The organism is Streptomyces sp. NPDC043861, from assembly GCF_056435905.1.
Window position 1 is genome coordinate 1 of the sequence record NZ_JBWKDP010000026.1, and the last position, 19,051, is coordinate 19,051.

A 19,051-nucleotide genomic window follows, 5' to 3' on the forward strand; every position below is an offset into this window, starting at 1 on the left:
CCGCCAACTCGGCGACATCACCACCCTCACCGACACCTCCGTCATGAACCTCATCCAATCCAAACTCCCCACCACACCCCCCAACGACTGACCCCGGGACGAGGATTCAGGTCGTCGGTACCCGCCCCGGAACAAGCGGGGTGGACCCGCAAACGGAATGCCGGGCAGTGACCCTCCTCCACTGCCCGGCATTCTCATGCCCGCTTCCCGTTGGGTCCCGGCCACCGTTTCCCTGCTGCACGAGTCCCGTGTCCGCCGTGCCCTGCCCCGGGCACACCGGCCTACGCCGTCAGTGCTTCCGCCAGCCCTGCCCGGCCGCTGATACCCAGCTTGTGGTACGCCTTGCTGAGATGGATCTCGACGGTGCGCAGGCCGACGAAGAGCCGAGCGGCGATCTCCTTGTTGGTGAGGCCCTCGGCGGCCAGACCCGCGACCCGGCGCTCCGAGCGGGTCAGCGCCTCCGCCCCGTCCGGCGCGGGGGATTCCGGCCGGTAGCCCCCGGCCCTGAGTTCGTCCTCGGCGTACCGGGCCGTGACAGTCGCCCCGCACTCCCCCGCGACGCCCACGGCTTGTCGCAGAAGGCTCCGAGCCGCCGAAGGCTGCCCGGTCCGCCGCACCAGCGCCCCACAGTCGGCCAGCGCCTGGGCGTACGCGAGGCGCGCGGTCGACGTCTCCAGCAGTTGGACGGACTCACGCAGCACAGCGACCCCTGCCGCGCCCCCGGTGATGAGCCCGAGGGCCCGCAGTGCCACGCCCATGAACTCCGGCACGCCCCACTCCCGGGCGAGGGAGACCTCCTGCTCCGCCAGCGCCCGCGCCTGCTCGAGTTCGCCGACAGCGGCATGGGCGAGCGCCGCCTCCGAACGCCAGGGCAGCACGGCAGGTGAGGCCATCCGACGGGCCCCGGCACGTTCTCCCGCGTGGAGCAGGTCGGCGAGGCCCTCCCGCACCCGGCCCTGGGCGATCCTCAGCCGGCCGCGGACCAGTGCGGTGAAGTCGTTGTTCCAGTGCTCATTGAGTCGGCCGGTGAGCCCGTGGACCACGAGCAGTTGGTCCGCCTCTTCGGGGCGGCCCTGTTTGACCAGTGCGTCCGTCAGCATGGCGACGCTGTGGCTGGTGGTCGGGCCGGCGCCGATGCCCCGCAGGGCCTCGATGGCGGTCCGGGCGTCGGCCTCGCATGCGGGTACGTTGCCGAGACGGTAGTTGACGCCGGCGCGCAGCGTGCGGACGTACGCGTAGCCGAGTGCGGACCCCCGTGCATGGACCGCGTCGATACTCGCGTCGACCCGCGCGAGAGCGAGATCCGAGCGTCCGGAAGCGGCCAGTGCCAGCACCGCTCCCGTGTAGACGAACGATTCGTCGCCCTCCGGACAGACACCGTCGGTCAGGGCCCGCCGGGCATGGTCGACGGCATGCTCCGGACTGCCGGCCTCCATGATCGAGCGCAGTGAGAGCAGTGCGGCCAGCGGCCGTTGAACGGGACTGCCCTCCGCCTCGGCCAGGTCCATGGCCATCAGCCTGGGTATCGCCATGTCCGCCGTACTGGCGCGGCTGAGCTGGGCGTAGACCAGGTCGATCTCCAGCCGGAGTGCCTCCACCGGGCCGGCCGGGCGGATCCGCTCGGCAGCGTGCTGCAGCGTGTCGAGTCCTTCGGGATAGCGGTCCAGCGTGAACAGTGCGGCGGACAACGCACGTGCCGCCGCAGCCAGTTCGCCCGGGGCGGTGGCAAGATCCAGACTCTGCCGGAGGCTGTGCACCGCGGTGGGCACGCAGCGCGCGAGTTCGGCCTCCCCGAGGGAGGCGAGGACCTGGGCCCTGATCCGCTCGGGGAGGGGTTCGCGCAGGGCCCGCCGCAGACAGCCGAGGGCGGCCGAGCGGTCGCCCCTGGCCATGGCGTCGTCGGCGGCGCTGAGCAGGGCCTCGATCGCCCAGTGCTGGCCCGGTGGTCCGTTCAGCAGGTGAGGGGTGACGGTGTCCCAGGCGGCGCCCCGGTCGATCAGCGACCGCGCCGCGCGGGCGTGGAGTTCCTGACGGCGGCTGGGCAGCACCTCATTGGCCGTGGCCACGGCGAGAACGGGGCAGCCGAAGGCGATGCCTTCCTCGGTACGGCAGAGGAGTCCGGTGCCGACGAGCAGGTGCAGGCTGTCCTCGACGGCCAGCTGGGGCAATTCCGTGGCGTGGGCCAGCAGATCGGCGGCAGGAAGGAGAACGCCGACGGGTCGGCGGCCGGCAAACGCACCGGGAGAGCCGTCCGGCGGGTCTGCGGCCCGGAGCGAGGGACCGGCCAGGACCGCCGCCGCCTCGGCCACGGCGACCGCCTCCGGACCGGCTCCGCGCAGCAGGGCATGCGTGGTGCGGCCCAGCTCTGCGGGCACGTGGCGGGCGAGGTCGGCGGCGGTCGCCGCGTCCGGCGCCGTGCCGTGCGCACGCAGCGACCTGAGCAGGGTGTGCACCAGGGCGGGAATACCACCCGTGGCGGCACGGCAGGCCGTGACGAATTCCGGTTCGGGCTCGGTACCGAGCATCGCTGCGGCCAGTTCTCCGACGTCCGCGTCGCCGAGCGGAGTGAGCCAGATGCGATGCCGGAAGAGCGGCAGCAACATGCCGATGCCGTGCGCATTGTGACCCGGGTTCCCCGGACCAATGGTGGCGACGACGGTGATCCGCAGACCGTCGAGCCGACGGAGCAGCCTGCCCAGCCACTGGAGCGAAGCCGTGTCGGCCCATTGGATGTCGTCGATGCCCAGGACGACGCGGCCCTCGGTGGCACGGGCGAGTGCGGCTGCGGCGCGGTACGGGGCGTCGTGGTCGGCGATGGCCGCGGTGACGCCCTCACCCAGCCCCTGCTCGGCAGCGTGTTCGAGCAGCTGGTGGACGAGGCCTGACGCGGCCGGCGGGTCGAGCGCGTCGGCCGTCGCCCGGAGGACGAGGTGCCCGTCCGTCCTGGCCCGGTGCAGCACATGGCGCAGCAACTCGCTCTTGCCCATGCCGCGGTCGCCACGCACGATCACCGCTGTTCCAGGCGCGGTGAACTGCATCAGCTCGCCCAGTGCGGCAAGTTCTCGTCGTCGTCCGTTCAGCACTGCCGTTGCCCCGTGTCCTGCTGCGACTCCACGTCCCACGTCGGTCGGTCGTGGAGCTGTGCACTCGCCGTATTTCTTTGTGCTTCTTGGGCCTGAGTATGACGCTCCGTAGTGGCGGGTGCGGTCATCTCTCAGGATGTGGGATGGAAACCGCAGGAGCGGGAGCTCTGTCGACGGACGGTCGGCAGGCCCTGGGGCGGACCGGCCGGATCCGGTCGTCCGCCTCGGCATGTCGGCGCCGTGCCTGGTCCGGCGATCCGTGCTGCGTCATGCCGACTGCGGCACCACGGCGACGGGACATTCACTGTGATGGAGCACCGCGTGCGCCACTCTGCCGAGCTGGAGCCCGAAGTGCCCTTGTCTGCGTCGCGCACCGACGACCACCAGGTCCGCCGCGGCGGAGCGCTGCACAAGGACCTTGTGCGCGGCGCCTTCCACGGCGGAGCGGCGCAGGGCGACCCCGGGGTGCTCCCGTGCGTCGTCGGCGACGGCCTCGTCGATACGGGTGGCCGCCGCATCCCGGTGCTCCTGCCCGGAGCCGCCGGCCGACCGGGGGTGGCTCACGGCCTCGCCGACCGTACGGCGCCATGCCCGGACCACGTCCAGTTCGCAGCCCCGTGCCCCCGCCTCCCGGAAGGCGAACCGGATGGCGTCCGATCCTTCACCCGCATCGGCGACACCCAGCAGGACGCGCCGGTGGCCGCCTTCCCGACCCGTTCCGTCCCCCCGCACCACGATCACCGGGCAGTGGGCCCGCGCCGCCACACCCAGCGAGACCGATCCCAGCAGCAGACCCGTGAGCCCTCCCCTGCCTCGCGACCCCATGACCAGCATCGCGGCGTGAAGGCTCTCGTTCACCAACGCGGTCACGGTGTCCTCCGCAAGGACCTCGGTGACGAGCCCGACCCGGGAGTTGCGGCCGCGTGCCCGCTCGAGCGCAGTACGGACAAGGGCGTCGATGAGTTCCTGCTCCGAGGGGCGGTCGGAACTGTCCACCGGCAGGGCGCCCTCGTACCGCTCCCATCTGGACGCATACACCAGGCGCAGCGGAAGGCCGTGGAGCGCGGCCTCGTCCACGGCCCAGTCCACCGCCTGGAGGCTGGAGTCGGAGCCGTCGATACCCACGACCAGGGGCCGCTCCATCGTCCCCACCGCCTTTCTTCTTCCTCCGACCGCCCGAAGGGGCACTCCGTCACCGTCGCACCTGGGCGGTGACTTCGCGAGTGGCGGTCCACCGCTGTGCGGCGTTCGGCTCACGCTCCTGTGCCGGCCGGAATCGGCCGGCGGCTCCCGGGAACTCCCCGCACGCAGCGTCCGACTACTGCCGCGTGGGAGGGCTGCGGATCCGGCGGCACCCACACCGGGCCGGCGGGCAGAGAGGCGTGTGATGGGCGGGCTTGATGTACGCATGCGGGAGGTCGTCTGCCGTCACGGCCGGGTCGACGCCGTCCACGGCGTGAATCTGGAGATCGCAGCCGGTGAGCGCGTGGCGCTGACCGGAACCAACGGCTCCGGCAAGACCACTCTGCTCCGTGCCCTTCTGGGCCTGCACCCACAGGTGAGCGGCACCATCCTGGTCGGTGGCCGCGGGACCCGCTCGGCGGCCGACCGGGCATGGCGGCGGAAGGCCTGCGCCTGGATCCCGCAGAAGCCGGCGGCGGGACGGTTCCCCCTCCTCGGCGCAGAGCTGCTGGCCAGCAGCACCGCACCGGCCGAGGCCCGGCAGGCGGCGGAGCGGCTGGGGGTGGGAGCACTGTGCGGACGGCCGCTGGACACCCTTTCGGGTGGTCAGTTGCAGCGCATGTATCTCGCGAGGGCGATCGGCTGCGTCGCCGCCGGGGCCGGGGTGCTGCTGGCCGACGAGCCCACTGCCGCGCTCGACTTCGGCGGTCAGGAGGAGGCGGCGGACGTCCTGGCCGCGCTCCCGGCCACCCTGGTGGTGGTGACCCATGACCGGGCCCTCGCGAAGCGGTGCGACCGGGTGCTGGAGATGGCCGCGGGGCGTCTGCGGGAGGTCCGGTGAATCTGGCCGCCGATGTCGGTGAACTCCTGCAACTGGTGCCCGTGCAGCGGGCCGGTTTCGCGCTCCTGCTCGCCGCGGCCGGTCTGCCCGTGATCGGTGTGGTGATCGTGGGCCTGGACATCATGCCGGTGCGGTTCGCGATGATGCACGTCGCCCTGCTGGGTATCGCGATCGGCCTGCTGGCCGGCCTCGATCCGATGCTGTGTGCACTGGTGGCCTGCGCCCTGTCCGGCGCTGGGGTCGCCCCGCTGGCGCGTACTCCGGACGGGTTGTCCGGAGCGATGGGGCTGCTGATGAGCCTGGCCATCGCTGCCGCGCTGCTCGTCCTCTCGGTGTCCGGGGTGAACGCCTCCGGGGCGTTCGCACTCCTGTGGGGATCCATCCTCTCCGTGGGCACCGCGGATCTGATCGTGCTCGGGGTCCTGGCCGTCGCCGTACCGGGTGTGTTCCTGTGGCGGCGGCGGGATCTGGCCCTGCTGCTCCACGACCGCGAACTCGCGCAGTGCTCGGGCGTACCGGTCCGGGGCCTGACCGTGCTGCTGCTGGTGTGCGTCGCCGTGTCGGTCGCCGGGGCCATCAAGCTGACCGGTGCACTGCTCGTCGACGCGCTGACCCTGCTGCCCGCACTCGCGGCCCGCCGCCTGGGCAGCTCACTCAAGTCGATCACCCTGTGGGCCGTCGGCATCGGTGTCGTCGTGAATCTGACGGGGTTCCTGATCGCCCTGCGGCTGGACTGGCCACCCGGCCCGGTCCTCGTCCTGACTGCGGGGGCAGCCGTCCTCGCCGTCCATCTCGTACCTGAACGGAGAACCAGTCCATGGCGCGCATCCGCGTCCGCATCACTTCCCTCGTCGCACTGAGCGCGGCCCTGTTCCTGACCGCCGGCTGCGGTGGTACCGGCGGTTCCGCGACTCGGAGCGGCGGCGACGACAAGAGGGACAAGCCGGTGGTCGTCGCCACCACCACTTGGGAGGGCGCCTTCGCCGAGGCCGCCGGCGCCGAGGACGTGAAGGTCATCGTGCCCCGTTCCGTGCACCATGCGCCCGACTACGACCCGAAGCCCTCCGACCTGGCGGCTGTCGCCGGTGCCGACTTCGTTCTGTACGCGCCGTTCGAACCGTACGCCGCGAAGATCAAGGAGGCCGCGGGCTCCGAGGCCCGGCTGGTCGAGGTGAACCTCGACAACGACGCCGACAAGGTGAAGGCGGAGGTGACCAGGCTCGGCAAACTGTTCGGCACTCAGGATGCGGCGGCGAAGTGGAACAGCAGCTTCGACAGCGAGTACGCAAAGCTGTCGAAGGAACTCAAGGCCGCATGGCCGGGCGGGAGGAGCCCGAACGTCGTCGCCCAGGTGTTCACCGCCTGGGCGGCGAAGCTCGCAGGCGCCACGGTGGCGGGCACTTACGGACCGGAGGCGGTGACGCCGGCTCAGCTCGCCGAGCTGTCGAAGAAGAGGCCCGCGCTGGTCATCGACAACGCCCATATGTCGACCGGGACCGTCCTGCCGGATTCGGGCGCCAGGCAGGTGCGGATCGCCAACTACCCGGGGGACGACCTCGACCTGCTGCCGGTCTACCGCGATGCGGCGGCCGCGCTGAGGAAGGCCATGGCCGGTTCCTGAACCCGGCGTCCCGCACGACCGGGCCGGACACGCATCGGGGCAGGCAGGATCGCGCACACCCCCCGGGGCAGCCGGAACGGCAGGGGCCCGCAGAGCGGTTCACTACCGCTCTGCGGGCCCCTGCCTCTTTTGGCGCTTGTGCCGTCAGCCGGCCTGGGCGAGCGGCGCCGTGGTGCCCCGGCCCACGGGCGTGCACCCGGTCGCCCGCTCACGCAGGGCGGCCCGGTCCGGCTTGCCGGCCGGGCTCAGCGGGAACTCGGCCATCACGAGCAGGTGTTCGGGATGCTTGCGCCGCTCGAGCCCGCGCCGGGTGAGGTGGTCGCACAGCGATGCCAGCGTCGGTACGTCGCCGGCACGCGCCACCACGCAGGCCGCGAGGCGCTCCCCCATGAGCTCGTCCGGCACACCGACGCACACGACGTCACGCACCAGGGGGTGCGCGGCGATCTCGCGCTCCACCTCAGCCGGGCTGATGTTGGCTCCGCCGCGTATGACGACGTCCTTGAGGCGCCCGACGAGGTGCAGTACCCCGTCCTCGTCGAGGAAGCCGAGGTCGCCGGTCCGCACCCAGCCGTCTGCAGTGCGGTAGCGGGCATCGAGCTCTGGGGCGCCCACATAGCACAGGGGGGTCATGGGGCCACGCGCGACGATCTCACCGATGCGGCCGTCCGGTAGTTCCGCACCGGTCTCCGTGTCCGTGATGCGGATGTCGGCGACGCATGGGTCGGGCCGGCCGGCCACCACACCGGAGCCCCCGGTGGGCGGGGTCCTGCTGTCCAGTCCCGTATGGCAGTTGACGCCGTCCGCGGACCCGTAGAGGTTGACGACCGGACATCCGAACGCCTCGGCCGCGGCGGCCGCGGTGCTCTCGTCGAGCGGGGCTCCGCCGAGAACCAGAGCAGTGGGTGCGGGCAGCTTTCCCCCGTCGTCGTCGAGGCGTTCGAGCATCATCCGCACCATGGTGGGCACGCCGAGGACATGGGTCGGCCGGTGTTCCCGGACCGCCGCGAGGGCGGATTCCGGGGTGAAGTGGTCGAGCAGGACGAGTGTCCCGCCGTGCCGGGCAAGGGCGACGGCGGTTCCGTTCGAACCGAACGCGGAGGCCAGCGGCACCAGGAAGAGGCAGCGCGGCGGGGAGCCGTCGGGGATGAGGGAGCGCAGGAAGTTGCCACGCCCGCCCGCCAGCGCATTGTGCGAGTACGCGACCATCTTCGGCTCGGCCTCCGAACCGGAGGACACAAGGATGCGGGCCGCGCTGTCGGGGTCGGGTCGGGCCGGGACGAAACCGGTCGGGTCGCAGCGCAGCAGGCCGGCCAGGGGAACCGTTTCCGCAGGAGTCGTTCCGGGCCCGGCGGCGATGATGTGCCGCAGCGTGGGAAGTCCCGGCGAGAGGGTGACCAGATCGGCCGCGGGGCTCGAGCCGCGGTGTTCGACCGCGGCGATGACGGCGACCGCGCCCGCCCGCCGGAGCAGGCACTCGGCCTCGAGGCCGCCTCTGCCGACGGGGAAGGGCAGGGCGATGGCGCCGAGCGCGGCGAGTGCCAGGTCGGCGATCACTGCGTTGCGGTTGTTGGGGAGTTGGACGCCCACCACGTCACCCGGGCCGATGCCGAGATCTCCGAGGCCGGTCGCCAGACTCCGGACCTTGCGGTCCAGGGCGGTGTAGCAGAGTTTTCCCCTGACATCGAGAACGGCCGTGCGGTGCAGGTCCGCGACCTGGCGTGCACGGAAGAGACTGTAGATGTCGAGGTCCGGGCAGGTGCCGTCGACCACCCAGGACCGGCGGAGCCCGGCAGGCAACAGGTCGTGCAGTTCGACGCTCATGCGAAGCTCCAGGGGTCGGGGACGGCGGGGGCGCCGTGCTCGTCGCGGCTGATCGATCCTGCGAAGCGCGGATCGTGGTGCAGCTCGGACAGTTCGGTGGTGACGCGGGTCGCGGTCAGGCCCTGGGCTCGCAACCTCCGCAGGGCGTCGTCCGTGGACAGGCCGCGCAGGTCGTACGTCGCCGCTGCGGCGGCGCAGTCGTCGCTCGCGCAGATCCAGCCGTCCGCCGTGGGCGAAGGGCGCCGGAAACCCGCAGGCCGTCGTGCGGACTCTCCTCGGGCCGCCCGGCCGAAGGCTGATCCGGTCAGCGTGTCGGCCGCGCCCAGCAGCGAGGAGTCCACCTGTACGCCGTGGCCGCTGCGTTCCCGTAGCAGCAGACCTGCCAGTACCGCCTCGGCGCCGAGCAGCCCGCCCATGACGTCGAGCAGGGTCATCAGGGAGGGCGCGGGCGGTTCGCCGTCCGGACGCACCGCTTCGCCCACGCCGGTGCGGGCCTGGACCATGAAGTCGGTTCCCATGGGGACATCGACGAGCCGTCCGGCCCAGCCGCTGGTGTATGCGTGGACCAGTGCGGGATTGACCGCGGCGAGATCCTCCGCGTCCAGGCCGAGTTCTGCGGCCTTGCCCGGCGCCCAGTTGTGCAGGAACACATCGGCCTGCGCGGCCATGTCCCGAAGCCGGCGCCGGCCGGCGGCCGACTTGATGTCGACCTCCACCGCCCGCTTGCCCCGGTTGAGGGCGAGCCAGCGGGCCGAGATGCCGGAACAGGCGGGTGGCATGCCACGCAGCGGATCGCCGCCCGGCGGCTCGACGCGGATGACATCGGCGCCGAGCAGCCCGAGCAGATGAGCGGCGAGCGGCGCCTGGATACGGCGTCCCGCCTCCAGCACGGTCAGTCCCGCGAGGGGGCCCGTGCGGCCGGACGGACGCGTACCTTCGCTCACACAGGGCCGGAGCAGGCCCAGGGACCACGGGGCGGCGCCGTCGTGTTCCACGGCCCTTTCGGCGATCGTACGCAGGACGCACACCTGGGCTCCCGAGGCCGTCGCGGCCTGCCGGATCCGCACATAGGGGTGTGTCCGCGCCGTGGTGTGCAGCATCGGCGGCAGGGGTGCGCAGGCCGTGGCGTACCGGAACTGGAAGGGCCGCCAGCCGCCCCGCACTGCGTCCGCGGGTGTGTTCAGGGCACGCCAGAACGCGGCCCATGCCGCAGGGTCCAGGGTCTCGAGTTCGAACAGCACTCCGTCGGCGGAGGTGAACGGCGGTCCACCGGGGGCGATGTCGACCGCCTCGTCCTCCTCGGCCCCGGCGGCGGCCAGGTACTGGGAGACCGTGAGGAGCCCCGCATGATCGGCCCGGGTGATCACCTGGGCGGGGGCGCCGCCACGGGCCTGCGCCAGGAGCCCTGCGAGCAGGCCCTGCACGGTGAGGACGGCCGTGGCCGTGGCCGTGAAGTCGGCCGCCAGGCCTCGTGGTGAACCGTCACGCCGCCCGTGCACGGCCATGATGCCGGTGGCGGCCTGAACGGTTGCCTCATCGCTGACCCCCGTACCGTCGGCGGCCCACGCCGTGTGTGCGCCGGCCGGCTGGAAGCCACCGCCGGTCAGCACGGTGTGCCCGGCGAGGGACCCGGCCGGCGCGGTTCCGCCGCGGTCGGCTCCGGCGGTCCGCACCGGATCGGCCTCCTCCGAAGTGGTGCCCCCCGGAATGTTTCCGTCCGGCCGTGCACCGAGGAGCCGCAGATGCCGGGACACGACACTCATGATCTCCGGCGGCCCCGATGCGCCGAAGCGCAGTGTGTCGAGTGGCCGGACCGTCCGCATGGTGACTGGTGACGCCATGCCTCTCCTCTCCTGGCAACGGCAGCGGCCGTCGCCCGGGCTCGTACGAACGCGGGAACCCGGGAGCCTTCGCACCCGACCAGTTCCACGTAGCAGGCAGTCGGACAGCCGTTCGTGCGGGTTCCCGGAACACCGGAGGTAGCAAGTGACGAGTCGGGACAGGGACCACACCGAACCCACCGGACACACGCAACACGGCAGCAACGGGACGGAGTTGCGGGACCGGATCGCCCGGTTCGTCGGCGAACACGTGATTCCGCAGGAGCCGGTGCTGGACGCCGGCGGGCCCGCGGGTGCCGCTGCCCTGGGCGAACTGCGGGGCCGGGCCAGGGCGGCGGGGTTGTGGGCGTTGCCGCTGCCCTCGGAGCTGGGCGGTGGCGGACTGGCGCTCGGCGAGTACGCCGGTCTCGCCGAGGCCGAAGGCGCCAGCGATCACGGGCCGTCGGCACTGGGCTCCACGTCCCTGCTGGACGTCCGGATGCTCGCACGGCACGGCGGGGATCTGGTGCGGGAGCGGTATCTGAAGGCTCTGGTGTCCGGGGAACTGCGTGCCTGCTACGCGATGACCGAGCCGGACGTGCCGGGCACCGCTCCGCTGCTGACCGCTGCCGGAGCCGAGCAGCATACGGACGGGAGCTGGACCGTCACCGGCCGCAAATGGTTCACCTCCGGGGCGGGCGAGGCCGATCTGGTCACCGTTCTCGCCCGCACCGACGGGAACGTCGGTGACCGTGAAGGGCTTTCCCTGTTCCTGGTGCCCACCGGTTCACCGGGTTTCCGCCTTGTGCGCGAACTGCCCGTTCTCGGTGCCTCCGGCCAGTGGGAGATCGACCTGGACCAGGTGCGCGTGCCGGCCGGTCATCTGCTCGGTGAGCGCGGCCGGGCCCTCGCCATCGCCGGAGAACGACTGCAATGGGGTCGCGCCCTGCGTTGTCTGCGGTGGCTCGGCCAGGCCCGGCGGGCGTTCGACCTCATGTGCGAGCGGGCCGCGACACGGACCGGCACACACGGCCCGCTCTCCGGTCATCAACTCGTCCAGCAGCATGTGTTCGACGCGCTGCTCGCCCTGCGCACCACCCGTCCACTGGTGTACGAGGCCGTGGCGCTCCTCGACACCGGGCGGGACGCGCGCACCGAGACTGGCCTGGCCAAGGTCGCGGCGGCCCGGATGCTCCAGCAGGTGGCGGACGCCGCCATCCAGGTCCACGGCGCCGCCGGGCTGGGCCCCGACACCGCACTGCCCGCACTGTTCCGCACCGGCCGGGCGGCCCGCATCCTCGACGGGCCGGACGAACTGCACATCACCTCCGTGGCACGCAGGGTCCTGCGCGGCTACGGGCGGGAGTCCACCGCTACACCTCGGTGATGTCGACGAGTCCGCCGAGCGCACCCAGGGCCAGTGCCAGGAAGAAGTCGCCCCAGATCAGTTCGTGCTGCACGGCGGTGCCCTGTGCCGCGTCGTAGCAGCCGTCGCGCAGCGCCCCGGCGGGCAGGTCCTCGCCGCGCCCGGCCAGATGGACACGGATGAGCCGGTCCAGTATCGCCATGGCCCGGTGCGAGTACTGCGCCGCACCCGGGCCCGGCAGGCGGGCCAGCTTCAGCAGCGCAACCGCGGTGATCGCCGCGGCGGACGTGTCCAGCGGCCCCTGCGGGCGGGAGTCGTCCGCGGGCGGCACGAGAGGTCCGGTCAGAACCGTACCGTCGGACATCAGTTGCCCTGCCACGTCCGCGAGCCGGCCTGGCATCCGCCCGGCGACCCGGGGACGGTGCAGCGCGTCGGCGACCGCCAGCAGCAGCCAGGCTCTGCCCCGGCTCCAGCCGGGCGGGGGGCTCTCCGACGCCCGCCAGCCCGTCCCCGGCTCGAAGTGCCAGGCAGGCCGGAGCAGCGGGGCCTGCGCTCGGCTCTCGGCACGGAACGCACTGCTGCCATCGAGGCAGAGGTCGAGGTGGCGTCCCAGATGCTCCGCCGCGGCGGACGCCCCTTCCGTTCCGGCGGTGGCCAGCAGGGGGACCATGCCCGGCACTCCATCCGCGCGTGCGCGCAGACGCGGCCCTCCCAGCGCCGATCCCCAGGGTACGAGGCCGAGTTCGGGGTCCATGGCCGCCAGTGAGGCGATCGCGGCCCGGCCCCGGAGCTCACGGGCCCGCTCGTTCCCGGCCGAGAGAGCAGTCCCGTACCAGAAGATCAGGCCACGGGTGACGGTGTCCTCATCGGCCCAGGCCGCGAGCCGTGCGGTGCACTCGACCGCTGCGGCCCGGTCGGCCTCTTCCGCGGTCCACCGGGCTCGGAGCCAGAGCAGCCCGGCCCAGAAGCCGCCCGTCCACGAACCACGCCCTGTCGACACCCATCGACCGTCGGTGGGATCCGCGAACAGCGGGAAACGCGTGCCTACTTCCGCCTCCGTCGCGGTCACCCGGCCGATCACCGCCTCCAGGGCCCGGCCGGCCATGTCCTGCCGGCTCACCCCGGCCGCCCCGTGCGCCACCCTCGGTCCCGAAAGGCCCAGACGACAGCCACCGCACACGCTGCGGCGAACTCCAGGGCGACGACCAGCCAGCCGGCTCCGTAACGGCCGCTCTCCGCCAGCAGCCCGAACACCGGTGGCCCCACGGCGAATCCGGCGAAGAAGCCTGAGGCGACCAGTGCCGATTCCTGCCCTGCCCGGCCTGGAGCGGCGCGCTGCATGACCAGGACCATGGAGACCGCGTTGGCGGAGACGGCGAAAACACCGACGGCGACGGCTCCGACCCACACCAGCGCGGACGCGGTGAGCGCCACGGCGAGGAGACCCGCCGCTCCCACCGCACCGGCCGCGAGCCACCCGGGCAGCCATTCGGCGCGCCCCGGCCTGGCCGCTTTCGACCACCCCACCCGGCCGGCGATTCCCGCCACACCGAGGGCGGCCACCAGCCCACCGGCCGCCGTGGGACCCATCCCGAGTTTCTGGGTGCCGTAGAGCGCGAGGTAGGTGTTCACCGAGGCGATTCCACTGCCCAGCAACAGCGAGAACACCCCGAGCCACGCGACGGGCCCCCGGAGCGCCGGCGAGGGGTGCGTGCCCGCCACCGGTGGCGGGGGGTCGGGCGGCAGTACGCGCATCGCCCACAGACCGGTCAGCAGCGCTGCGCCCGCGGCCGTCCACACGGCGCCGCGCCAGCCGATGCCGCCTGCGAGCACCACGAGCGGCAGTCCGGCCGCGAACGCGCCCAGTTGGACACCTGACTGCTTCATCCCGATCACGGTGCCTCGCCGGACCGGCGGAACGGCGGCGAGAACGGCCTTGTTGGTGGCCGGATTGGCGAGTGCCTGAGGCACTCCCCCGAGCGCGACCGCCGCGAGCAGGAGTCCGGCACCCGGGGCGGCACCGATGAGGGCGAGCGCCGCTGCGGACAGCAGCAACAGGGCGACGAGGGCGCGGCGCGGACCGATCCCGTCGACGACACGTCCGCCCACGGGGGACAGCGCGGCCGCTGTGCCGAAGCCGATCGTCGTCGTCAGCCCGAGGACGCCGGGTGAGATACCCGGTTCGACCACGAGGCGCGGCCCGAGCGCGCCGAGCAGGAACAACTGGAGCATGGAGAACGCCATGGCGCAGGTGAGCAGTGCGGTGAGACCCGGTCCCGTACGCCGTTTCGTCACTGCCGGTGGAATGCCGGGCGCGGTGCCCTCTGCCACAGTGCCTCCGATTCCCCGCCTGCATGGTCGACCGTGCGGGCAGGGAGTCGTTCGGCTCAAGTAGCGGGTTCCCCGGGCCACTTGTGGTCTGTGCCACACCTGGTGCGCGGTGCAGGAGTCGGCCTTCTCGGTCCGTACCTGCCCGTGGCCGCCGCGGGGAGGTGGTGCGAGTATGAGTGCGTCATGACTGCGGGACGATGTTGTCGAGCCGTACGGGCTGCGGTGTTCGCAGCCACCTGCGTGCTGCTCGCGGCCACCGGCCACGTCCTCATGTCGGCGACGGCGATCCCCTGGTGGGCGATGCCTGCCGCACTCGGAGTCGCGACAGCGTCGGCCTGGGTCCTCGCCGACCGGGAACGCGGGATCCTCGTCGTCACCTCGGCGACCGTCGCCGTGCAAGCGGTTCTGCACGCGGGCTTCTCCCTGGCCCAGACGTCCGTGCACCCCTCGGTACCGGCGGGCATGTCGTTCTCGCGGTTATGGGCCCGGTACCTGTTGTGCGGGTCGCCGGAAGCCATGGCCGCCGCCCCCGCGGGGGCTCTGCGGGCCGTGCCCGGGGCTGCGCCGGCCGGTCATGCGCACCAGCTGCCGCCGGCGACGGCCGACATGACCGTGCCGCGCGTTCCCGTACACAGTCATCACGGTCTCGGCAGCACGTCGGAAGGCCCGACGGCCGCGACAGCCATGACCGGGCACGACGTGGGCGACATGTCGGCGACCGGGATGCTTGCCGCACACCTGCTGGCAGCAGTGCTGTGCGGTCTCTGGCTCGCTCACGGCGAGCGGGCCGCGTTCCGCGTGCTGCGTGCACTCGCCGGCTGGTTCGTCTCCCCGCTGCGGCTGACGTTCCTGCTGCCCGCGCCCCCGCACCGGCCGCGTGTGCGGGCACGCCGGGACCACCGGGTCCGTGCGCTGCCGCAGCTCCTCCTCATCCATGCCATCACCTCAAGAGGTCCACCGCCCGGGGCCGCTGTCCTCTGACAGCTGGTTGTCCGGTCGCACGAGGTGTCCCACCGCGCGCGACCGGACTCGGCCGTGCCGTTCGGCAGGCCGTACGACTCACCGGCCTCGCCCGCACAGTGCGACGCCGGCCCGGACTCCCCTAAGGACCTCTGGCGATGCCCCATGCCCAGTTTCCCCGGCACACTTCCGCCGGCCACACGCCGTCACGCCACACCCCTGACTCCGACGCCGCGGTGACCCGACTGGCGCTCGCCGCCCGGGACGGAGACCCCACCACGCTCGACGGACTCGTACGCGCGCTGCACCGCGATGTCTGGCGCTACGTCGCCTACCTCAGTGCCGACCCCCAGTCAGCCGACGACCTCACCCAGGACGTGTTCCTCCGGGCGCTCGGCAGCCTCCACCGGTTCGAAGGCCGCTCCTCCGCCCGCACATGGGTGCTCTCGATCGCCCGCCGCACCGTGGTGGACAGCCTCCGCCACGCGGCCGCCCGGCCGAGGCTCTCCGCACGGACCGACTGGCAGATCGCGGCGGAGCAGGCCCAGTCACACCATGTGCCCGGCTTCGACGACGGAATCGCCCTCGCGGAACTGCTCGCGACGATTCCCCCGGAGCGCCGGGACGCATTCGTGCTGACCCAACTCCTGGGCCTGCCCTACGCCGAAGCGGCAGAGGCCATCGGCTGTCCGGTCGGAACGGTCCGCTCCAGGGTGGCCCGTGCCCGCGCGTCCCTCGTCGCGCTCCTCACGGCACCCGAGACGCCTGTCGCGGCGGCGGCCGGGGCCCCGGCTCCCCGGCCGAGCCGGTGCCGGGCCCCTCTCGGGGCGGGCATCGCGCACATCACCGCGACTGCCTGACGGCCGCGTCACGATAAGGGTCGTCCGGCAATTCCTGATGGACCAGTACTGGGCGCATTCAGGCGATTCCGCAACACGGCGTGGGGTGCCTCCCGGCGGTAGCCGGTGGAGCCACGCAGCTGTCGTCGCGCACCCGCCCGGGGATTGCGGGACGGCCCTTGGAGGCCCTGGGGCACATTGACCGCTCCAGGGCCGGTCATGCGCACCCGAGACGGCGCCTGATCTCATTCTGAAACGATCAGTACGGTTTGTTTTTCACCACGCGTCTGGTGTGCGGCCATTCGGTGGAATCTGACCACACGGAAGACGGCTCCGGGTCAAGTCCCGCAGCTTGCTGGCATCTTGAGGACTTCAGCCTCAGCTTCCGGAAGGCAGAGTCATGCATTCACCCACCACCACCATGCGTCCGCCGGAACAATCCGCCCCGGAGCAAGAACCGGCCGAGGAGCCGATCCGGGAAAGTCGCTCCGATGTCGCGTGGTGGATCTGGGCCCTGGCGGGAGGGCTGTTCTTCACCTACATGCTGTTGTCACTGCGCCTCCACGAACGGATCCTCTCCAACAGCTTCGACCTGGGAATCTTCGAGCAGGCCGTACGCTCCTACGCGGACGGTCATTTGCCGGTCTCCGAAGTGAAGGGACCGGACTTTCCCATTCTGGGGGACCATTTCTCTCCCGTTCTTGCTCTGGTGGCCCCTCTTTACGCACTGTGGTCGTCACCCAAATGTCTGCTCGTGGTGCAGGCCGCGCTGATCGCCGCGAGTGCGATGCCGCTGACCATCTGGGCGCGGCGGGCACTCGGCTCCGTGGCGGCTGTGGTCATCGGCCTTTGTTACGGCCTGTCCTGGGGCATCGCGAGCGGGGTCGGCTTCGACTTCCATGAAGTGGCCTTCGCCATTCCCCTGCTGGCGTTCTCGCTGACCTCTCTCGGGAACGACCGGCTGCGATCCGCGGCATGCTGGGCCATGCCTCTGGTGTTGGTGAAGGAAGATCTCGGGCTCACCGTGGCCGTGATCGGCGCCATCATCGCACTGCGCGGGGAACGCCGGCTGGGGATCGTCACTGCCGCGGTCGGACTGGCCGGAACACTGGTGGCGATGCTGGTCGTGCTGCCGGCCTTCAGCCCGAGTGGTTCCTATGCCTATACGTCCTGGCTGGACAGCCCCGGAGGCGGTGGGGGCTTCGGCGATCTGCTGCACATGGTCACCATCGGCCTCATCACCCCGCAGACCAAGGTCACCACCCTGTTGCTGGTGCTGGCTCCGACCCTGTTCCTCGCTCTGCGCTCCCCCTTGTTCTGGATCGCGCTGCCGACCGTTCTGTGGCGCTTCGCCTCCGGCTACGAGTCCCACTGGGGAACCACCTATCACTATTCGCTGGTGCTGATGCCGATCGTCTTCGCGGCCTTCGTCGACGCGCTGGTCCGCCGCCGTTCGAGCGGAGTGAGTCTGCGCCGGTATCTCGCGGGTGCCGCCGCGGTCAGCTTCCTGCTTCTTCCGCAGTATCCGCTGTGGCAGTTGGTGCAGCCGGCCACCTGGCGGGAGGATCCCCGCATCGCGGTCGCCCACAGACTGATGGCCCGCATCCCCGACGGCGCCACGGTGCAGGCGTCCAGCCAGTTGGTGCCCCAACTCACCGACCGGACCAGCGTGAGCATGTACGGCTGGCAGGCCAGTCGACCCCGCCCCCAGTGGATCATGGTCGACACCCGGGTGCCGGCGAACAAGCGCTGGCCACTGGACGCCATGCAGGAAAGGATCTCCCTGGACCGGGAGCGCACCCAGGGATACCACACGGTGGCCGAGGAAGAGGGCTTCGTCCTGCTCAACCGGCGGAATTGATCGGACGCCCGGTGCGCCGCACCGGGGATTCAGCAGGAACGCAGCGGGGTACCGGCCGGAGATCCGACCGGTACCCCGTGATCAAGTTCATCCGTGCCGGACGGTCCCGCCCGCCGTCGGCGCTTTCTGCCGGATCGTCACCGACTTGATGACGACGCGCTCCTTGGGCTTCCCGCTGACCGCTCCGGTCGCAGTCCCGTTGCCGGCAATCTCCTTGACCACGTCCAGCCCGCTCGTGACCCTGCCGAAGACCGTCCATGCGGCTGGAATGCGCACCTCCGGGTCGCCGTAGCTGATGAAGAACTGGCTACCGTTCCTGCCGGGCACCGCCGGATACATCGCCACGGTACCCGCCGGATATCCGCCTCCACCCAGATTCTCTTTTCCGAAGAAGTACCCCGGGTCGGCCGTGCCCCTTCCCTCGGGGTCTCCGCACTGCAATACGAAGATCTGCTTGGTGATGACCTCGTAGCACTCGCTGTCGTCGTAGTAACCCTTCCCGGCAAGGAACGAGAACGAGTTGGTGGCACAGGGCGCTTCCCGGGTCAGGGCCTCGAAAGTGACGCTTCCCTTATTAGTGACCAGTGTGGCTGTCCAGGGCCGCGAAGCTGCCTCGGCGTCGAATGCGGGAACTCCGACGGGCTTCTTCGCACGGGTCGGCGTGTAGGAGCATGCGGCCTGCGACTTCGAGTCGATCTTTTCGCTGGTCAGGGAGACTGCTGCCCAGGCCAGCCCCGAGCATGTCGCGGCGACTGCGAGCACCGTCGTGGCCACTTTCATCACCCGCCCCCCGCCCTTGGTGACGGTATTCAGCTTTCCTTGCCGGTTCCTGACGGACATTCGATCCTCGATGTTGGTGAGTTCCATGGGTGACGAGACACCGAGAGCGTATCCAGGCACCTTTGGAAGGACTGGGCGACACACGCCGTTCCGGCGCCGTCCACGGCACATCGCGAAGTCGGTTCTTCCGTCCACCCACTTGTCCCCGAAGCGGATTCCTGCCGGACGGCGGCGTTGTCGCCGCGACGAACCGGCGGCCCCGTGTGCTCAATCCGATCAATACGCCATAGGGGGCTTCGCCGCGACGCCGGGACCGCGTCCGACGGCGCCCGGACGACCATCATGTTCCACTGGTGGAATGCGAGTGATTTCGGTCGTCGTGCCGTGCTTCGACGAGAGCGAGGTGATCGGCACTTTCCACGCCGCCCTCGTCACCACACTGGACCGGACCGGCGAGCCCTACGAGATCTGCTACGTCGACGACGGCAGCAGCGACGGCACCGTCGAACACCTGCGGAAACTGGCCACCACCACCCCCCAGGT

At 71.4% G+C, this 19,051-nt stretch carries 15 protein-coding genes; 8 read left to right on the forward strand and 7 right to left on the reverse strand.

Translation table 11 applies throughout. The features are described from left to right. Nucleotides 1-281: 281 nt before the first annotated feature. Together AC068D_RS35385 and AC068D_RS35390 are read right to left on the reverse strand one after the other, a co-directional pair. Nucleotides 282-3,083, reverse strand: coding sequence for a helix-turn-helix transcriptional regulator (locus tag AC068D_RS35385; RefSeq protein WP_478827258.1), 2,802 nt, complete (start codon nt 3,081-3,083; stop codon nt 282-284). Between the two features lie 267 nt (nt 3,084-3,350). Further along, complete coding sequence (locus AC068D_RS35390; protein ID WP_478827272.1) at nt 3,351-4,226, reverse strand: universal stress protein; 876 nt, start codon at nt 4,224-4,226, stop codon at nt 3,351-3,353. A 244-nt stretch (nt 4,227-4,470) separates the two neighbouring features. On the opposite strand from AC068D_RS35390, the gene AC068D_RS35395 reads away from it, so the two are divergent. The 3 genes from AC068D_RS35395 to AC068D_RS35405 are packed head-to-tail and all read left to right on the forward strand — an operon-like array spanning nt 4,471 to nt 6,727. Beyond that, nucleotides 4,471-5,106, forward strand: coding sequence for a metal ABC transporter ATP-binding protein (locus tag AC068D_RS35395; RefSeq protein WP_478827259.1), 636 nt, complete (start codon nt 4,471-4,473; stop codon nt 5,104-5,106). Continuing rightward, complete coding sequence (locus tag AC068D_RS35400; protein ID WP_478827260.1) at nt 5,103-5,966, forward strand: metal ABC transporter permease; 864 nt, start codon at nt 5,103-5,105, stop codon at nt 5,964-5,966. Before AC068D_RS35395 ends, AC068D_RS35400 begins: the two co-directional genes overlap by 4 nt. After that, nucleotides 5,924-6,727, forward strand: coding sequence for a metal ABC transporter substrate-binding protein (locus AC068D_RS35405; RefSeq protein ID WP_478827261.1), 804 nt, complete (start codon nt 5,924-5,926; stop codon nt 6,725-6,727). The genes AC068D_RS35400 and AC068D_RS35405 overlap by 43 nt, the downstream gene beginning before the upstream one ends. A gap of 144 nt (nt 6,728-6,871) precedes the next feature. Here AC068D_RS35405 and AC068D_RS35410 read toward each other — a convergent pair whose 3' ends face one another. Beyond that, complete coding sequence (locus AC068D_RS35410) at nt 6,872-8,551, reverse strand: class I adenylate-forming enzyme family protein (protein WP_478827262.1); 1,680 nt, start codon at nt 8,549-8,551, stop codon at nt 6,872-6,874. Then, the gene (locus tag AC068D_RS35415) at nt 8,548-10,392 is read right to left on the reverse strand and encodes a CoA transferase (protein WP_478827263.1); all 1,845 of its coding nucleotides are present in this window, start codon (nt 10,390-10,392) and stop codon (nt 8,548-8,550) included. Before AC068D_RS35415 ends, AC068D_RS35410 begins: the two co-directional genes overlap by 4 nt. 145 nt (nt 10,393-10,537) lie before the next feature. Here AC068D_RS35415 and AC068D_RS35420 point away from each other — a divergent pair, with 145 nt between their 5' ends. Continuing rightward, complete coding sequence (locus tag AC068D_RS35420) at nt 10,538-11,758, forward strand: acyl-CoA dehydrogenase family protein (protein WP_478827264.1); 1,221 nt, start codon at nt 10,538-10,540, stop codon at nt 11,756-11,758. Here the strand turns inward: AC068D_RS35420 and AC068D_RS35425 are convergent. Continuing rightward, the gene (locus tag AC068D_RS35425; RefSeq protein ID WP_478827265.1) at nt 11,745-12,857 is read right to left on the reverse strand and encodes a sugar ABC transporter permease; all 1,113 of its coding nucleotides are present in this window, start codon (nt 12,855-12,857) and stop codon (nt 11,745-11,747) included. The two genes, AC068D_RS35420 and AC068D_RS35425, sit on opposite strands and share 14 nt — an antisense overlap. Then, nucleotides 12,854-14,068, reverse strand: coding sequence for an MFS transporter (locus AC068D_RS35430; RefSeq protein WP_478827266.1), 1,215 nt, complete (start codon nt 14,066-14,068; stop codon nt 12,854-12,856). Before AC068D_RS35430 ends, AC068D_RS35425 begins: the two co-directional genes overlap by 4 nt. Before the next feature lie 183 nt (nt 14,069-14,251). On the opposite strand from AC068D_RS35430, the gene AC068D_RS35435 reads away from it, so the two are divergent. The 3 genes from AC068D_RS35435 to AC068D_RS35445 all read left to right on the forward strand — a co-directional run bounded on the left by AC068D_RS35435 (nt 14,252) and on the right by AC068D_RS35445 (nt 17,728). After that, entirely contained in the window at nt 14,252-15,049 is a 798-nt protein-coding gene (locus tag AC068D_RS35435) for a hypothetical protein (RefSeq protein ID WP_478827267.1), read from the forward strand. A gap of 137 nt (nt 15,050-15,186) precedes the next feature. Next, nucleotides 15,187-15,888 carry a sigma-70 family RNA polymerase sigma factor gene (locus AC068D_RS35440; protein ID WP_478827268.1) on the forward strand — a complete coding sequence of 234 codons (702 nt, stop codon included), beginning with the start codon at nt 15,187-15,189 and terminating at the stop codon, nt 15,886-15,888. 379 nt (nt 15,889-16,267) lie between these two features. Continuing rightward, complete coding sequence (locus AC068D_RS35445; RefSeq protein WP_478827269.1) at nt 16,268-17,728, forward strand: DUF2079 domain-containing protein; 1,461 nt, start codon at nt 16,268-16,270, stop codon at nt 17,726-17,728. A gap of 87 nt (nt 17,729-17,815) precedes the next feature. Here AC068D_RS35445 and AC068D_RS35450 read toward each other — a convergent pair whose 3' ends face one another. Further along, nucleotides 17,816-18,595, reverse strand: a complete 780-nt coding sequence (locus AC068D_RS35450; protein WP_478827270.1) for a peptidylprolyl isomerase — start codon at nt 18,593-18,595, stop codon at nt 17,816-17,818. Between the two features lie 271 nt (nt 18,596-18,866). Here AC068D_RS35450 and AC068D_RS35455 point away from each other — a divergent pair. Then, nucleotides 18,867-19,051, forward strand: a 185-nt coding sequence (locus AC068D_RS35455; protein ID WP_478827271.1) for a glycosyltransferase, incomplete at its 3' end; no start/stop codon positions are given.